The sequence below is a fragment of the Allotamlana fucoidanivorans genome (genome assembly GCF_006265225.1).
Taxonomy (GTDB): Bacteria; Bacteroidota; Bacteroidia; order Flavobacteriales; family Flavobacteriaceae; genus Allotamlana; species Allotamlana fucoidanivorans.
Genome location: NZ_VDCS01000001.1, coordinates 170,864 through 188,162, shown reverse-complemented (window position 1 = coordinate 188,162; position 17,299 = coordinate 170,864). Strand labels below are relative to the sequence as shown.

The 17,299-nt window shown below is 32.6% G+C and carries 17 protein-coding genes; 13 read left to right on the top strand and 4 right to left on the bottom strand.

From position 1 onward, the window contains the following. Window positions 1-15 precede the first annotated feature (15 nt). The 11 genes from FGF67_RS00815 to FGF67_RS00765 all read left to right on the top strand — a co-directional run bounded on the left by FGF67_RS00815 (window position 16) and on the right by FGF67_RS00765 (window position 10,507). Window positions 16-666, top strand: coding sequence for a thiamine phosphate synthase (locus FGF67_RS00815; protein ID WP_139694557.1), 651 nt, complete (start codon window positions 16-18; stop codon window positions 664-666). Further along, window positions 667-1,446, top strand: a complete 780-nt coding sequence (locus FGF67_RS00810) for a hydroxymethylpyrimidine/phosphomethylpyrimidine kinase (protein WP_139694556.1) — start codon at window positions 667-669, stop codon at window positions 1,444-1,446. Further along, entirely contained in the window at window positions 1,443-2,096 is a 654-nt protein-coding gene (thiE, locus tag FGF67_RS00805) for a thiamine phosphate synthase (RefSeq protein ID WP_139694555.1), read from the top strand. Before FGF67_RS00810 ends, thiE begins: the two co-directional genes overlap by 4 nt. A gap of 2 nt (window positions 2,097-2,098) precedes the next feature. Next, a complete protein-coding gene (locus FGF67_RS00800; protein ID WP_139694554.1) occupies window positions 2,099-2,872 on the top strand; it encodes a thiazole synthase in 774 nt (257 codons plus the stop codon). Then, window positions 2,865-3,986, top strand: a complete 1,122-nt coding sequence (thiH, locus tag FGF67_RS00795; RefSeq protein ID WP_139694553.1) for a 2-iminoacetate synthase ThiH — start codon at window positions 2,865-2,867, stop codon at window positions 3,984-3,986. Before FGF67_RS00800 ends, thiH begins: the two co-directional genes overlap by 8 nt. Window positions 3,987-3,989: 3 nt before the next feature. Further along, window positions 3,990-5,051, top strand: a complete 1,062-nt coding sequence (locus FGF67_RS00790; protein WP_139694552.1) for a ThiF family adenylyltransferase — start codon at window positions 3,990-3,992, stop codon at window positions 5,049-5,051. Between the two features lie 207 nt (window positions 5,052-5,258). Then, window positions 5,259-5,636, top strand: coding sequence for a ribonuclease P protein component (gene rnpA, locus FGF67_RS00785; protein WP_139694551.1), 378 nt, complete (start codon window positions 5,259-5,261; stop codon window positions 5,634-5,636). A gap of 11 nt (window positions 5,637-5,647) precedes the next feature. Further along, window positions 5,648-6,466: a DUF4349 domain-containing protein gene (locus FGF67_RS00780; protein WP_139694550.1), complete on the top strand. Its 819-nt coding sequence runs from the start codon at window positions 5,648-5,650 to the stop codon at window positions 6,464-6,466. Further along, entirely contained in the window at window positions 6,463-8,097 is a 1,635-nt protein-coding gene (locus tag FGF67_RS00775) for a S41 family peptidase (RefSeq protein WP_139694549.1), read from the top strand. Before FGF67_RS00780 ends, FGF67_RS00775 begins: the two co-directional genes overlap by 4 nt. A 137-nt stretch (window positions 8,098-8,234) precedes the next feature. After that, window positions 8,235-9,095 carry an OmpA family protein gene (locus FGF67_RS00770; protein WP_139694548.1) on the top strand — a complete coding sequence of 287 codons (861 nt, stop codon included), beginning with the start codon at window positions 8,235-8,237 and terminating at the stop codon, window positions 9,093-9,095. A gap of 5 nt (window positions 9,096-9,100) precedes the next feature. Continuing rightward, on the top strand, window positions 9,101-10,507 hold the full coding sequence (locus FGF67_RS00765; RefSeq protein WP_158293155.1) for a T9SS type B sorting domain-containing protein: 1,407 nt from the start codon (window positions 9,101-9,103) through the stop codon (window positions 10,505-10,507). On the opposite strand, the gene FGF67_RS00760 is transcribed toward FGF67_RS00765, so the two are convergent. Genes FGF67_RS00760 through rpiB form a run of 3 tightly spaced genes read right to left on the bottom strand, consistent with a single transcriptional unit; the run spans window position 10,504 to window position 12,306 of the window. Continuing rightward, window positions 10,504-10,950, bottom strand: coding sequence for a GNAT family N-acetyltransferase (locus FGF67_RS00760; protein ID WP_139694546.1), 447 nt, complete (start codon window positions 10,948-10,950; stop codon window positions 10,504-10,506). The genes FGF67_RS00765 and FGF67_RS00760 overlap by 4 nt on opposite strands. A gap of 3 nt (window positions 10,951-10,953) precedes the next feature. Continuing rightward, window positions 10,954-11,871, bottom strand: coding sequence for a cation diffusion facilitator family transporter (locus FGF67_RS00755; RefSeq protein ID WP_139694545.1), 918 nt, complete (start codon window positions 11,869-11,871; stop codon window positions 10,954-10,956). Further along, window positions 11,872-12,306, bottom strand: coding sequence for a ribose 5-phosphate isomerase B (rpiB, locus tag FGF67_RS00750; protein WP_139694544.1), 435 nt, complete (start codon window positions 12,304-12,306; stop codon window positions 11,872-11,874). Window positions 12,307-12,930: 624 nt separating this feature from the next. On the opposite strand from rpiB, the gene rnr reads away from it, so the two are divergent. Then, window positions 12,931-15,126, top strand: coding sequence for a ribonuclease R (rnr, locus tag FGF67_RS00745; RefSeq protein ID WP_139694543.1), 2,196 nt, complete (start codon window positions 12,931-12,933; stop codon window positions 15,124-15,126). 5 nt (window positions 15,127-15,131) lie between these two features. On the opposite strand, the gene FGF67_RS00740 is transcribed toward rnr, so the two are convergent. Then, window positions 15,132-16,448 carry a voltage-gated chloride channel family protein gene (locus tag FGF67_RS00740; RefSeq protein ID WP_199240631.1) on the bottom strand — a complete coding sequence of 439 codons (1,317 nt, stop codon included), beginning with the start codon at window positions 16,446-16,448 and terminating at the stop codon, window positions 15,132-15,134. A 164-nt stretch (window positions 16,449-16,612) separates the two neighbouring features. Here FGF67_RS00740 and FGF67_RS00735 point away from each other — a divergent pair, with 164 nt between their 5' ends. Next, window positions 16,613-17,293, top strand: coding sequence for a head GIN domain-containing protein (locus FGF67_RS00735; protein ID WP_139694542.1), 681 nt, complete (start codon window positions 16,613-16,615; stop codon window positions 17,291-17,293). Window positions 17,294-17,299: the final 6 nt, after the last annotated feature.

The following is a 17,299-nucleotide window of genomic DNA, read 5'->3' as shown; positions in this document are numbered from 1 at the left end:
TCAAGACGTTAGATTATGATAGTTTTAATTGCACCAGAAACAGACATACCCAACGAAATTGAAATACTACATCAGTTATTTCAAGCGGGTTTGCAATACTATCATTTAAGAAAACCTAAAAAAGACGGTAACGCATATTGCGACTATTTGAATCAAATCGATTCTAAATATCACGATAGAATCATATTGCATCAGCATCATAAATTGGTTGCCAATTATAATCTAAAAGGGATTCATTTTCAAGAAGCTCAAAGAGAAGCATTCGATTTAAATGGTAAAACGCCTATTTTAAAAACGGACTTTTTAAATGACTATGTGCAATTATTACATATAGAATCAGCCGCTTTAAAAGGGAAAACCATTAGTGCATCGTTTCATGAACCAGAACATATCGAAAACTGTGCTTTAACATTCGATTACCATTTGCTTAGTCCCGTGTTTTCTTCAATTTCAAAAACGGGGTATCAAGGCCGCGGTTTTGATGTTAATCAAATCGATAAAAACATAGTAGGTATGGGCGGTGTCACTACTAAAAATCTAAAAGCGTTCACAACACTAGGTTTTAAAGGTGTTGGTGTCCTTGGTGGTATTTGGCAAAGTGGTGCACCGATTTCAAATTTTAAAATCATGCAAAACTATTTTACAACTGTAAAAAGCTATATTTAAATGGCAGCACACCAGTACATATTATCTATTGCAGGTTTCGATCCCAGTTCGGGAGCAGGCATCACTTCAGATATTAAAACCTTTGAAGCGCATGGTCTCTACGGGCTTTCGGTATGTACAGCCATTACGGTTCAAAATGATGTTGAATTTAAAGCTTGTATTTGGACCGATGTTAAGGTGATTATCGCACAAATTGAAACGCTTTTTAATCGGTTTGATATCCCTGTGGTTAAAATAGGGATTGTAGAATCTTGGGCGGTATTGTCTCAAATTATAAATACACTAAAAGCCTTAAATCCTCACGTTAAAATTATAGTCGACCCTGTATTTAAAGCCAGTGCCGGTTTCTATTTTCATACAAAAGAACATCAAGAACGTTTAGATAGTATTTGGAAACAATGCTATGTCATTACGCCAAATTACGATGAAATTAAAAGCTTATACCCAGAACTTTCGGTTGAAGCAACTCTAGAACGCTTAAGTCAACACACCAACGTGTATTTAAAAGGTGGACATCGCGCCGATAAAAAAGGCTGGGACCAACTTTACCATAGCGCCATTGTTATGGTTAACCTACAACCAAACGTTGATAAAGTTTATGAAAAACACGGTAGCGGCTGTGTATTAGCTTCAGCTTTAGCATCAAACATAGCTCTTGGATACCTGTTAGAAGATGCTGCTAGACTAGCCAAAAGCTATACCGAAGCGTTTTTAAACAGTTCAGAAACCTTGTTGGGAATTCATCATCACATTAAAAAAACACAACACATTACAGAATGATTGTTAGCAAACTACATTATATAAGTCAGGGAGACGCTGTAAAAGATCATTTAGAACACATTCAAAAAGCATGTAGTTCTGGAGCCGAATTGGTTCAGCTTCGCTTAAAAAATGTTTCAGAAAAAACACTCTTAAAAGCTGCCGAAGAAGCGCGAGACATCACGGCACATTATCAAACACGTTTAATTATAAACGATCATTATAAAATAGCTAAAGCAGTAAAAGCAGATGGCGTGCATTTAGGTAAAACCGATGCATCGCCAACGGAGGCACGAAAAACATTGTATTCTTGGCAAATGATAGGAGGTACAGCCAATACCCTTGAAGATTGCCAAAACTTACTTGCACAAAACGTTGATTATATTGGTCTTGGGCCTTACCGATTCACGACCACTAAAAACAATTTAAGTCCTGTTTTGCGCTATAATGGTTACTTAACCCTGCTTGAAACCTTACAAACCCATACGCCTATAATTGCGATTGGAGGGATAACATTAGATGATGTTTCAGAACTCTTAACCACAGGCATACACGGTATAGCGGTTTCTGGAGAGATCACTAAAAATTTTAATAGCATCGCCGCGTTTCAAAAACTATTAAACGGCGATATTGTACATGAACAGGTCTGGAAACCTAACAAAAAGAATTAATTATGACAGACACACTAAAAATAGCAGATAAAACCTTTAACTCAAGGTTATTTACAGGCACAGGAAAATTTAGCAATTCACAATTAATGCGCGAGGCTATTATCGCTTCAGAAAGTGAATTGGTTACTGTCGCTTTAAAACGTGTAGATATAGAAAATGAATCGGATGATATATTGGTGCATTTAAAAGACAATCAAATTCATTTATTGCCAAATACATCAGGAGTTAGAACAGCTAAAGAAGCTGTATTTGCAGCACAATTAGCACGTGAAGCTCTTGAAACCAATTGGGTGAAATTGGAAATTCATCCAGATCCAAAATACTTATTACCAGATCCTATTGAAACCTTAAAAGCTGCTGAAGAATTGGTTAAATTAGGTTTTGTGGTGATGCCTTATATTCATGCAGACCCTGTGTTATGTAAACGTTTAGAAGAAGTAGGTACCCAATGTGTCATGCCTTTAGGAGCACCAATTGGAAGCAATAAAGGTTTAAAAACTATGGATTTTTTAGAAATCATTATCGAGCAAAGTAATGTGCCTGTAGTGGTTGATGCAGGTATTGGCGCACCTTCGCATGCTGCTTATGCTATGGAATTAGGTGCCGATGCTGTTTTAGTAAATACCGCAATAGCTGTTTCACAAAACCCTGTAGAGATGGGTAAAGCGTTTAAAATGGCTGTTGAAGCAGGAAGAATGGCTTACAATGCGAAACTAGCACCTATAAAACAACACGCCGAAGCGAGTAGTCCTTTAACCTCTTTTTTAAATGCATAATTTTAAAGATACTTTTAATCAGTATAATTGGGACGATTTAGAACGTGAGATTTATGCGTTTACATCGGCTGATGTTGAACGGGTTTTGGCAAAACAAAAAATCACTTTAGACGATTTTAAAGTGCTTATTTCGCCTGCGGCGAAACCTTTTATAGAACAAATGGCACAACGTAGTAATGCCATTACTAAAAAACGTTTTGGTAACACGATTCAAATGTATATCCCAATGTATTTGTCTAACGAATGCCAAAACATTTGTACCTATTGTGGTTTTAGTATGACCAATAAAATACGTCGTAGAACACTAACCGATGCCGAAATTTTAAAAGAAGCAGCGTATATTAAAAGTTTAGGTTACGATCATATTCTTTTAGTAACTGGTGAAGCTAACAAAACGGTAGGGGTATCGTATTTAAAACATGCCATTCAGCTTATACGATCTCAATTTTCTAATATTAGTATTGAGGTGCAGCCTATGGATCAAGAAGAGTACGAAACGCTTATTTCCGAAGGTTTGTATGCTGTTTTAGTCTATCAAGAAACCTATAATGAAGCCACTTATAAAATCCATCACCCGAAAGGGCGAAAATCAAATTTCGATTACCGTTTAGAAACGCCAGATCGTTTAGGAAGAGCAGGTATTCATAAAATTGGTATGGGCGCGTTATTTGGTTTAGAAGATTGGCGAGTGGATAGTTTTTACACTGCATTACATCTTAAATACTTGCAAAAAACCTACTGGAAAACCAAGTATTCCATTTCATTCCCGAGGTTACGTCCGCATCAAGGTGATGTGCAACCAAAAGTAGAAATGACTGACGCCGATTTGGTACAACTCATTTGTGCTTATCGCTTGTTAGATGAAGATGTAGAACTCTCAATGTCTACACGCGAAAGTGAAACCTTTAGAAATCATATCATTCATTTAGGTATTACCTCTATAAGTGCCGAGTCGAAAACCAATCCTGGTGGTTATGTGGTTGAACCAGAATCGTTGGAACAATTTGAAATTTCGGACGAAAGAAGCACCGAAGCCATAAAAAATATGATAAAAAGTCAAGGTTACGAAGTGGTTTGGAAAGACTGGGAGAAACACTATACCGAAACCCATTAAATCATGCCCTTAAGTAAAGAAGAACAAAAACAATACAGCCGTCATCTTATACTAGAAACCATTGGAGAAAAAGGCCAATTGCAGCTTAAAGCTGCCAAAGTTTTAGTTATTGGCTCGGGCGGGTTGAGTTGTCCTGTTTTACAGTATTTAACGGCTGCTGGTGTTGGCACTATAGGTATTATAGATAACGATAGGGTAGACCAAACCAACTTGCAACGTCAAATACTTTATACTATTGAAGACGTTGGAAAACACAAAGCCCTTTGTGCAGCACACCGTTTAAGTCTGCTTAATCCGTTTGTAAATTTTCAAACCTATACCGAAAGACTATCTCAAAACAATGCTATCGATTTGTTTGAAGCTTATGATATTATTGTTGATGGTACCGATAATTTTCAAACCAAATATTTGGTAAACGATGCTGCCGTTCTCACTAATAAACCCGTGGTTTTTGGTTCTATTTTTAAATTCGACGGACAAGTCTCAGTAATGAACTATAAAAGCAGTGCTACTTACCGTTGTTTATACCCAACACCGCCAAAACCAGATGCCGTACCTAATTGTTCAGATATTGGAGTTTTGGGTGTTTTACCTGGTATTATAGGCTGTTTACAAGCTAATGAAGTCATCAAAATAATTTGCAATTTAGGAAACATCCTCGCTAATAAACTACTCACTTTTAATGCGTTAAGCTTGAAACAATTCATTTTAGAGTATGAAAAAAATGAAACGATTTCAATTACCAAATTAGAAGAAGATTACGATTTTTTCTGCGGTGTTGCACCTCAAAAAAATGAAATTATTTATGAAGAATTACAAGCGCATTTGAACCGCTATAATTTATTGGATGTGCGTACAATTGCAGAACGCGAAGAAAAACACATAGGAGGGAAGCACATTCCGTTAAATGAATTACAAGAACGTTTATCTGAAATTGAAACCGATAAAGATTTAGTGGTGTATTGCCTTTCTGGTGGTAGAAGCAAACAAGCTATCAATCTTATTAAAAATGCCAATATCAATGTTAAACTCATTAACTTAAAACAGGGTTTAATGGGCATTTAGTTAGCATGAATTCGTGTATGAATACAATTTCTAGACTTCGTTTGAAGTTCTAAATTTTTCGTTTTAAAAGAGGTCTCGACTCCGCTCGATATGACATCATTAGTTTCTCTTAAACATAAAGCTATCTAGATCCTACGTTAATAATAGAATACTTTTTTTAAGGTGATTTTTTTATTTCACTACCTTTGAGGTTTAAAATTATTTCGCTTGACTTACACGTATCCTAAAAAGGAAAAACTTAAAAGCAAAAAATTAATCGATCAGTTATTTTCTCAAGGTAAATCGGTTTCGGCATATCCTTTGCGGTTGGTTTATCTTCAAACAGCATTTGACGAGGATGTTTTGGCTAAAACAGGTGTTTCGGTAAGTAAGCGTTATTTTAAAAAAGCGGTTGACAGAAATAGAATAAAACGTTTGTTAAGAGAAAGTTACAGATTACATAAAGCGCAATTTATTAACGATTTAGAAACACAACATGCCTTCATGATTTTATATGTAGGTAAAGAAAAACCAACATGCTCTCAAGTTGAAAAAAGAATGACGGCCTTGTTTGAAAAATTTTCAGACAAGCGCTCTAACCCTTAAAATACTTGATTATGAAATTATTGCTTTCTTATGTACTTATTGCCTTTTTACCTTTAATGTGTTCTAAATCGGCTTCAGAAAACTACAAATCGGAAGCTTATCTTGAAAACGAAGTTATTAATATCGCCGAAGAAGCTTCAGAAGTTAGTGTAGCTAAACCTTCAGAAGCAAAAAATAGCAGTCCTAAAATTATTAAAGAAGGTTTTTTACGCTTTGAAACACAAGATTTAGACAAAACTTTTTCACAAATAAGTAATAGTCTCACTGCCTATAAAGGTTATATCCAAAACGATTATACCAATAAATCATACAACCGAATTTCAAGACATTTAATTGTTAGAATTCCAACTGAACAGTTTCAAAATACAGTCGATGCTATTAGTAAAGACGTTACGTATTTTGATAGCAAACGTATTTCTACTAAAGATGTTACAGAAGAATTTATCGACCTTGAAGCCCGTTTAAAAACCAAAAAAACGTTAGAAAAACGGTATTTAGAGTTATTAGATAAAGCTAAAACTGTTGAAGACGTTTTAAATATAGAACGCGAACTTTCTAAAATACGAGAAGAGATTGAAGCTAAAGAAGGACGCATAAAATATCTTCAAAATAAAGTATCTTTTAGTACCTTAGATATTGAATTTTATAAATACACAGATGAAGCTCCTGTAACTTTATCATATGGCAGCAAAATGTGGAATGCTCTCAAATCGGGATTTAACGGAATTTCTCTATTTTTCTTGGGCTTATTACATATTTGGCCTTTTATACTAATACTTGCTTTTTCTATATTTTTCTTTAGAAAATGGCTTAAAAAACGTAAAAAATGAAACACCTTTTAAAAAAGCGATTTGTTATTCCAGTTATAGCAGCAGCCTTATTTTTTACTACTTCGGCATTTCAAAACGATTTTTTTGAAATCGCTAAACAGATAGAAATTTTCACCACATTGTTTAAAGAACTTAACATGAATTATGTGGATGAAACCAATCCTGGAGACTTGATGGATACGGCCATTAAAAGCATGTTGGCTGATCTTGATCCCTATACCAACTTTATGAACGAACAGGATGTAGAAGCAGCAAGAATTAATAATACGGGAGACTATACTGGCATTGGTGCCAAAGTAAAAACCTTAAAGGATAAGTTGGTTATACTAGAACCTTATAAAGATTATCCCGCTGATAAAGCTGGTTTAAAAGCGGGTGATGAAATTATAAAAGTAGGGAATACAGCCATTTCAAATTACAAAGATAATGCTGGCGATTTACTTAAAGGCTCACCCGATTCTTCGGTTGAAGTCACTTATAAACGCCAAGGTAAAACCCAAACTGCCAGTATAAAACGTGCCGAAGTGGCTATAAAGGCAGTACCCCATTTTTCTTTAATTAATAAGGAAACGGGGTATATTGTTTTAAGTCAGTTTAGCGACAAAGCTTATGCAGAAACAAATTATGCGCTTCGCGATTTAAAAGCTCAAGGTGCTCAAAAAATAGTGCTCGATCTTAGAGGCAATCCAGGAGGATTGCTTAACGAAGCTATTAAAATTGTTAATCTTTTTGTACCCAAAGGGCAGTTGGTGGTTACTACAAAATCAAAAGTAAAAAAATACAATCGTATTTATGTCACTCAAAATGATCCTATTGACACAAAAATACCTCTTGTTATTTTAATTGATGGCAGCAGTGCCTCAGCTAGTGAAATTGTTTCGGGAGCGCTTCAAGATCTTGATAGAGCTGTGGTAGTAGGTTCCCGAAGTTTTGGTAAAGGTTTAGTACAACGCCCAAAACAATTAACCTATGGCACCCAAGTAAAAATTACCATATCTAGATATTACACCCCTTCTGGTAGATGTATTCAATCTTTAGACTATTGGAATAGAAATGAAAAAGGGGAAGCTGTAAGAATTAAACAAGAAAACTATAATGCTTTTAAAACAAAAAATGGCCGACCCGTTTTTGATGGTGGTGGAGTTTTTCCTGATGAAGTTATTGGCGCCCCTAAAAATTCAACCATTACTAATGCAATAATCAATAGTGATTTAATTTTTGATTTTGCTACCCAATATTATTACACGCATAACATTGAAAATATTAATAATTTAGTATTGAATGATAAGGATTTTTTAGCGTTTAAATCCTTCTTAAAAACAAATAATTTTTCGTTTGAAACCGATACTGAAAAGGCCTTAAAAAAAGCCTTTGACGTATCAAAAAAAGAAGACCTTAATGATAATATTGAGCGCGATTATAAGTTACTAATACAAAACTTAAACCAATCAAAATTAATCGTTATTGATGAGAATAAAAACTTTTTACTAAAGCTTCTTACAGAAGATATTGTAAAAAGATATGTGTATAGGGAAGGTTTATATGATTACTATAAAATTCATAATCCTGAAATAAAAAAGGCAACTGAAATTCTTAGTAATCTGTCAAAATATGAGAGCTATTTGAAATAAATTAACTGTATTTTATCGATATAATTTTTATAACTCGTTCACTGGTCATTAATTCAACCTTGAAAACCCCTTATACGTAGACTTGTGGCATAATTTTCGATAGAAAATATTATATTTAGCCTATTACTTTTTCTACCATGAATAAATTATTAGTTGCCATTTTAATAATACTTAACAGTGTGATGGCTTTTTCGCAAGAGCAGCTCACCCATGAGGTTTATTTTGAAACTGATAAGTATGAGGTGCCTAGTACTGAAAAAAACCGTTTACTACTCTTTATTTCTAACTTAAATGATATAGAAATTGAATCGATATCCATATTTGGATTTTGTGATGATAGGGGAGCAGATAGTTATAATTTAATATTATCTCAGCAACGTGCTGATGCTATAAAAACGATATTTTCAAACAATGAAATTAGTGAAGATTTAATTTCCAATGTAGATGGAAAAGGCAAAGTTCTTTTAAAAATTGTTGAAGAAAAAGACATACTTAAAATTAGAGGGTTAAATAGAAAAGTTGAAATTATTGTAAAACCAAAACAACCCAAACCTAAGCCTATTGCCAAAGTAGAACAACCCATTGTTGAAAAAGAAAAAACCGTTGTTGATTTAATCAATGAAAGTACAAAAGGAGATAAAATAGTTTTTAAAAATATCCTTTTTAAAACAGGTTATGCCGCTGTGACGCCTGAATCAAAAAAAATTTTAAAAGAGATTGCTGATGCTTTAGTAGAACGCCCTGATATTTATTTTACTATACAAGGGCATGTGTGCTGTACCCAGTATACAAGAGATGCGGTAGATAGAAAAACTAAAAAGCGAAATCTCTCTGAGGCCAGAGCAAAATATGTTTATGATTACTTTGCTAAAAAAGGCGTAAACAAAAAACGAATGCGTCACCTAGGAATGCGCAGAAAATTTCCGTTGGGTGGTGATCCTAAATTTGATAGGCGGGTAGAAATTGTTATCACTTATGTTGATGACAAATTGAAATGATTACTATGGCAAAAAAAGCCAATTTACTTTTCTTTTTTGTTTTTTTGATTAGTATATCATGTTTTACTCAAATCACTTATGTTCCAGATGATAATTTTGAGCAGGCTTTAATTGATTTGGGGTATGATACGCCTCCTCTTAATGATCTTGTACCTACTGCCAACATTGCTAACGTAGTAAGTTTAGAGCTTTCAGAAAAAAGTATTCAGGACTTAACAGGTATTGAAGATTTTAAAATTTTAACCAATCTTAATTGTTCAAAAAACCAGTTGGATATACTGGATCTCTCAAACAATCTTAATTTAGTAGAAGTATATTGTAGTGGAAATAACTTAACATCCCTGAATGTTAGTAGATCAACTGAATTACAAAGACTTTGGTGTTTTGGAAATAACCTATCAGATTTAAATGTAATGAACAACACAGAATTAATATCACTGAGGTGTGAAAACAATAATTTAAATGAATTAGATACTTCAACCTTAACAAACCTTAATATTTTAAGCTGTGAAAATAATCAAATAACAGATTTAGATTTATCAAGTAGCACATCACTAGCAAGGTTATTGTGTGGGGGTAACTTTATTTCAAATCTAAATATTAGTAGTAATTATATGCTCACTTATTTGTCTTGTGAAAACAACCAAATAGCTTCACTTGATGTTTCAAATAGCAAAAATATTAAGGCCATACTATGTCAAAATAATCTGATTGATCGTTTAAATTTATCAAAAAACAGTAATTTATTAAACCTGAATTGTAGTAATAATGATTTATGCAAACTTGATTTAAGAAATGGAAATAATGGCAACTTAAGCCTCATTAATTTTAGTAATAACCCTAGTTTAACTTGTGTTTTAATAGATAATGCTATCGGAAACCATAGTACATGGCAGCCTGAAAATTATACAAATTATGTAACCTCTGAAAAAGAATGCGGAGTTACAGTTCCTGTGGATTATTTAAACAATTTTATTGGTTCCAATTATACCTTACCATATATTACCTACGGAAACTATTTTACGGCATCTGGTGGCAAAGGTAGTTTATTATATGCTGGGCAAAACATCACTACAAGTCAAACTATTTATATTTACAACGAAATAAATTGCTTTGATAATGAATCCCGTTTTAATGTCATTATTACCGATGATGACTTTATAATTCCTAAGTTTTTCACCCCTAATAATGATGGTACCAATGATACCTGGCAGGTTTTTGATGTTAACCACACAGTTAAAAATATTTTAATTTTTAATAGATATGGCAAACTACTAAAAACCATATATTTAAATTCTGAAGGGTGGGATGGTACTTTTAATGGTTATCCACAAATTACAGATACGTACTGGTATCACATAACATTAAATACAGGAGAGGTACTAAAAGGTCCTTTCACTTTAAAACGCTAATTTTCTTTAATCATGGCTATATGCGGAATACCATCTTCTAAATAAGACTCACCAACAGCTTTAAAACCACAATTAGTATAAAATTGCTTTAAATAACATTGAGCAGAAATCTTTATTAAATCTTCATTATAATAAGATTTAATAGCTTTAATTGAAGCTTCCATTATATCATAACCATATTTATGATTTCGTTCATGTTTAGAAACTACCACACGCCCAATACTAGATGCTTTAAAGTATACTCCAGGTTTAAATACCCGAGTATAAGCTACTAATTTTTTATTCTTAAAACCTAAAATATGAAGAGCCTGCTCATCTTTACCATCTATATCTTGATACACACAATCTTGCTCAACTACAAATACTTCACTTCGTAATTGCAGTAACTTATATAATTCAAGTGTAGTTAATTCTTTAAAAGACTTTACTTGTATCTCTAACATAGATTAATCTTGAACAATAATATCTTTCGCATCTGGTTTGCCGTACTCTGGTTGAATATTAACATGGTTAATATCATATTTTTTAAACACCAAATCTTCTATATCATGTAAAATAGCATCAAATTGAGAAAGGGTAATATCTTCATGAAAATCAATATGCGCTTCTAAATGTATTTCGTCTTCATTCAATTGCCAAACGTGTACATGATGCGTATTTTTAACACTTTCAAAAGCATTTATTTCGTCAACTATTTGCTTAATAGGTATATTTTCAGGGGTAAATAACATAAGCACTTTGGTAGAGGTTTTTAATAAATCGTACCCCATCCAAATTAAATATATGGCTATAGCTAATGTAAGTAAATTATCTACCCAATAGATTTGATAAAAATACATTAAAAGACCCCCTATTAAAACGGCAATACTCGCCATCATATCAGTAAATAAATGAAGGTATACACTACGCATATTCATATTACTTTCAGAATCTTTTTTAAGCAGTAATACACTGAATCCATTAGCAAGAATACCTAAAAGCGATAACCAAATAACTAAATTAGACTTAATATTTTCAGGTTCTTCAAATCTCTTTACAGCTTCAATAATCAACAAAATAGCTACAATAATTAGTGTAGCAGCATTAACAAAAGCAGCTAAAATTTCGGCGCGCTTATAACCAAAGGTTTTATAAAAAGACGCTTCCTTTTTAGTTAATTTATTAGCAACATAACTAACCACAAGAGATAATACGTCACTAAAATTATGAAGCGCATCACTAAGTAACGCTAAACTACCAGATAGTAATCCGCCTATAACCTGTGAGGCTGTAATTAATATGTTTAAAAATATAGATATTAAAAGATTACGGCCTTTTAAATCGGAATGGGTATGTGAATGATTATGCGAATGGCTTTGTCCCATTTAACAAGACAATGGAATTTTATTTATTCTGTTTTGATGTCTTCCACCTTCAAATTCTGTATTTAAAAATACATCAACCATTTCAAGGGCTTGTTGAATAGCGGTAAACCTAGCTGGAATACATAAAATATTAGCATTATTATGACTTCTTATTAAATGAACAATCTCCTTATTCCAACATAATCCAGCTCGTATTTTTTGGTGTTTATTAGCAGTCATAGCTACACCATTAGCACTACCACAAATTAAAATACCATACTTAGCTTTTCCATTTTCAACATCATCAGCAACAGGGTGAACAAAATCAGCATAATCTACACTACCACTCTTATCTGTACCATGATTTATAACTGTAATACCTTTAGATTCAAGAAGTTCTTTTATAGCAAATTTATAATCTGTTCCAGCGTGATCGTTTCCAATAGAAATTGTCATTTTTTAATTATATTAATAGGTTTCCACAAAGGTAGTAATTATTAACAATGTGGATGATAGTATTGATTACTTGTTAATAAGTGTTCATTACTTTCTAAAAGAAAAATTAGGAGAACATAAATATTTTTTCAATCAAAATGAGTCGTGAAAAATCCAAATATTTAATTCACTTTTTACAGCAAAGTTATCAGACTAAAATTTTAAAGCTATAAACACAAATCTTAAAAAAGTTATGAGTAAAATAGAGTTAATTTTGGTTGTTAACAACTGTGAATATAAAATTCAAAAAGGTTCTCTATTAGTATGTTAAAAAAATTAACATTGTTAATTACGTATTAATAGAACGTAAATTTAATATTATCAAAATAAATCTTAAAAAAGTTATACCAGTTATTAACACACTATAATAACCACCATTTATTTTTTTAAAATTTAAAAAGAAAATAGTATTATAATATATAATGTGGATAACTACATTTTAAGTTTAGATAATATGAATTTGATATGGCTTTAATTTAATTATTGTAGCTTTGTGAAAAATAAATAGCTAGTCTTCTCCTAAAAATAGAGCTGTTTAAAACTATTTTCCTGTATCTTAGGAAATAAATATGATTAAAAAAATTAATGAGTAAAAAGAGAAAAGGGAAATCCAGAAAGAGTGGTATTTCCAACCTAACAAATACAATTCTTAGTATTTTAAAAAAAGATAGAAATCAAGCATTTAATTATAAACAAATAGCGGCTAAACTTGGTGTGAATGATGCCAGTAACCGAAATCAAATTATAAAAACCTTAGCCAAACTAGCTGCTAAACAAGAAATTCAACAAGTAGAACGTGGTAAATTTAAAGCAGTTATTAATACTGAATATCATACAGGAAAACTTGATTTAGCGGCAAAAGGAAATGGTTACATTATTTGTGATGATTTTGATGACGATGTGTTCATTGCTTCAAATAATATTAATAAAGCATTGCATGGTGATGAAGTTGAATTTTATGTATATAAACGTAGAAAACGTGGTAAACTAGAAGGTGAAATTACAAATATTATTCAGCGTGCAAAAAGCGAATATGTTGGTGTTATTCAAATACAGAATAACAGTAATTATGCTTTTGTAGTGCCTGATAGTAATAAAATGTACAAGGATATTTTTGTACCTATCAATAAAACTTTAAAAGCTGATGATGGTGATAAAGTATTAGTATCACTTGAAGATTGGCCGGAGAATGCCGATTCACCCTACGGAAAAGTCATAAAAATTTTAGGGAAACCAGGAGAGCACAACACTGAAATTCATGCTATTTTGGCAGAGTATGGTTTACCGCATGAATTTCCTTATGAGGTAGAACAGTTTGCTAATGAGATAGATACATCAATTACTGAAGAAGAAATAGCGAAACGTCGTGATATGCGTAAAGATTTAACTTTTACCATTGATCCTAAAGATGCTAAAGATTTTGACGATGCTTTGTCTTTTGAGGTCTTAGATAATGGTTTGTATGAAATAGGTATTCATATTGCTGATGTATCACATTACCTTAAAGAAGGCACTATTTTAGACGATGAAGCTTATGAAAGGGCTACCTCAGTTTATTTGGTTGATAGGGTAGTACCAATGCTTCCTGAAGTGCTGTCAAATGGGGCTTGTTCGTTACGTCCTCATGAAGAAAAATATACCTTTTCGGCCGTGTTTCAAATGAATGATAAAGCTGAAATTAAACACCAGTGGTTTGGTAGAACGGTAACCTACAGTGATGCCCGCTATGCTTATGAAGAAGCGCAAGCAGTTATAGAATCAAAAACCAATCTAATTCCGGAAGAAGTATCGTTAACAGGTAAAGCTTATGAAACCGATCAAAAATTAGCTGATGCCATTTTAAAAATGGATGAACTAGCAAAAATTATGCGTAGAAAACGGATGAAATCTGGTGCTATTTCTTTTGATAAAGTTGAAGTAAAATTCAATTTAGATGAAGATAATAATCCAGAAGGGGTGTATTTCAAAACTAGTAAAGATGCTAATAAACTTATTGAAGAGTTTATGCTTTTAGCTAATAGAAAAGTATCTGAATTTATTGGAAAACAAACCCCTAAGAAAACTTTTGTATATCGTGTACATGATGAGCCTGATGAAAGTAAATTAGCAGCCTTACAGAACGTTGTGAGTCGCTTTGGATATAAGCTTAATTTTAAAGATAGAAAATCTACCACAGCCTCTTTAAATAACTTATTACAAGATGTGGTTGGTAAGAAAGAGCAAAATTTAGTTGATACATTAGCTATTCGAAGTATGAGTAAGGCGGAATATACCACGCATAATATTGGTCATTACGGATTAGCTTTTGATTATTACAGTCATTTTACATCGCCTATTCGTCGTTATCCAGATGTAATGGCTCATCGCTTATTACAGCTGTATTTAGATGGTGGTAAATCGGCTAATGAAGCAGATTATGAAGAAAAATGTCAACACTCCAGCACCATGGAAATGTTAGCTACTAAAGCAGAACGTGATTCTATAAAATACATGCAAATTCGTTTTATGGAAGATCATAAGGATCAAGAGTTTGTTGGTGTCATTTCTGGTGTAACAGATTGGGGAATTTATGTGGAAATTATTTCAAATAAATGTGAAGGTATGGTTAGTGTTAGAGATATGAAAGATGACCATTATGCTTTTGATCAAGATTTATATGCTATGGTTGGAAGAACTACAAAAAACACCTATCAATTAGGTGATGAAGTTATTGTAAAAGTGAAAAACACCGATTTAATTAAGAAGCATTTAGATTTTAATTTGATAGGAAAACAAGAATAGAAAGTTTATTTATTCATTTTATTTTGATGTCTTTTTTTCTCAACTTCGGAAAGATTTAAGCCTTTTTCTCTTAGAAATGCATTATGTTTTGGGCTTCCAATAATTTGAGAAGCATATACACCTGAATGCCCTGAAAACAAGTAAGCAGTAGAACAAGCTAAAGCTATAAACACCCCCGATTCTATGCCAAAAAGTTCAATACCCATAACGGTACATGCAATTGGTGTGTTTGTAGCACCAGCAAAAACAGCTACAAATCCCATACCAGCTAGTAAACTCATAGGCAAAGGTATAAACCAAATTAAAACATTTCCTAAAGTAGCACCAATAAAAAACAATGGTGTTACTTCACCACCTTTAAATCCAGCACCAAGTGTAAAAGAGGTAAATAAAACTTTTAATAAGAAATCATAAGAGTTTAAGTTGGTATTAAAAGCATCTACAATCGTTGGAATACCAAGCCCTATATACTTTGTAGTGCCCATAAAATAAATGGTTATAGCTAATATAGCACCACCAATAACAGGGCGTAGTGGCGGATATTTTATATGCTTCTTAAATAAATCGCTCCAAAAATGTGTTGATTTTGAAAAAAGCATAGCTACCAAACCAAAAATAATACCCGCTAATAAACACCATAACAGATTTATTGGTGTCATGTCTGCAACAGCGCTAATAGTGTAGTGTGTGTGTGATACACCCCAAATATCACAAAAATAATCTGAGAAAACAGCGGCTATAAAACTCGGAATTATAGCATCTAATCGTATTCTTCCTAATACTAAAACTTCCAGGGCAAAAATACCACCAGCTAATGGGGTTCCAAATACAGAGGCAAAACCCGCACTAATACCCGCAATTAAAACAATTTGTCTATCGCGTTTTGTAAGTTTTAAAATTTTGGTGAACCTATCTGCAATAGCACCACCTATTTGTACAGCTGTACCTTCACGGCCTGCCGAACCACCAAATAAATGCGTGAGTATGGTACCAAATAGAACGAGAGGTGCCATTCTAAAAGGGATAATTTTTTTAGGCGAATGAAATTCTTCCAATAATAAATTATTACCTTTTACCACACTGTTTCCAAATAGATGATAAGATAAACCAATAATAAAACCACCTACAGGAAGCAGTGCAATAATCCATAAATGATTTTCTCTCCAATTAGTAGCCCAGTCTAAACTCAATAAAAAGAAGGCTGAAACACTACCCACTAATACCCCTAATATCAAACAAATAACTAACCATTTTAAGAGATAAAAAAGGGATGGAATTTGCTCAACGGAGAAAATAAGTTTTTTTATTTGTGTACGGTTCATATATTGCGATAAATATACTAATTCTGGAAGTATAGCCTGCTACCTTTTTTAATAAAGCGAGTGTTTATAATTGGTAATATAAATTATTAAAATTTTTATAATTTATAATCAAAATATACTTACGGAATAATTATTGATAATTTTTATTTTAAATTATGCCCCGTATGATACGTTATATATTCATTATTACACTAGTATGTCTATCTATAAAAAGTACCGCACAAGACGCTATTCAAAAAGCTGTTGGTGAATTTTCAGAATTAAAGGTTTATGATTTGATTCAATTGCAATTGGTACCCGCCGACGATAATAGAATTGTCATACAAGGCGAAAATAAAAACAGTGTTATTGTTACTAATAAAAATGGTAAGTTGAAGGTTAAAATGAATATTGAAAAGGCTTTTAACGGATCAGAAACAAAAGTGGTTTTATATTATTCCAAACTTGATATCATTGATGTAAATGAAGGCGCTCAAGTAACATCTGATTATACTATAAAACAATTTGATCTTATTTTAAAAGCACAAGAAGGTGGTATTATAGACGTGCCTTTTGAAACCACATATACTGAAATTAAAGCAGTAACAGGAGGAATAGTTTATGCTAAAGGCTTGGCTAAAAACCAAAGAATAACGTTGTTAACTGGTGGTAGTTATATGGGAGAACACTTGGTTACAGAAAATACCGAAGTATCAATAAGTGCTGCTGGTGAAGCTCATGTAAATGGTTCAAAATTAGTAGATGTGAAGATTAGGGCAGGAGGCGATGTATTTATTTATGGTAACCCCGAAACCATAACAGAAAATACAGCCCTCGGCGGACGTGTAAAACGTATAAATGAGTAGTTAGGT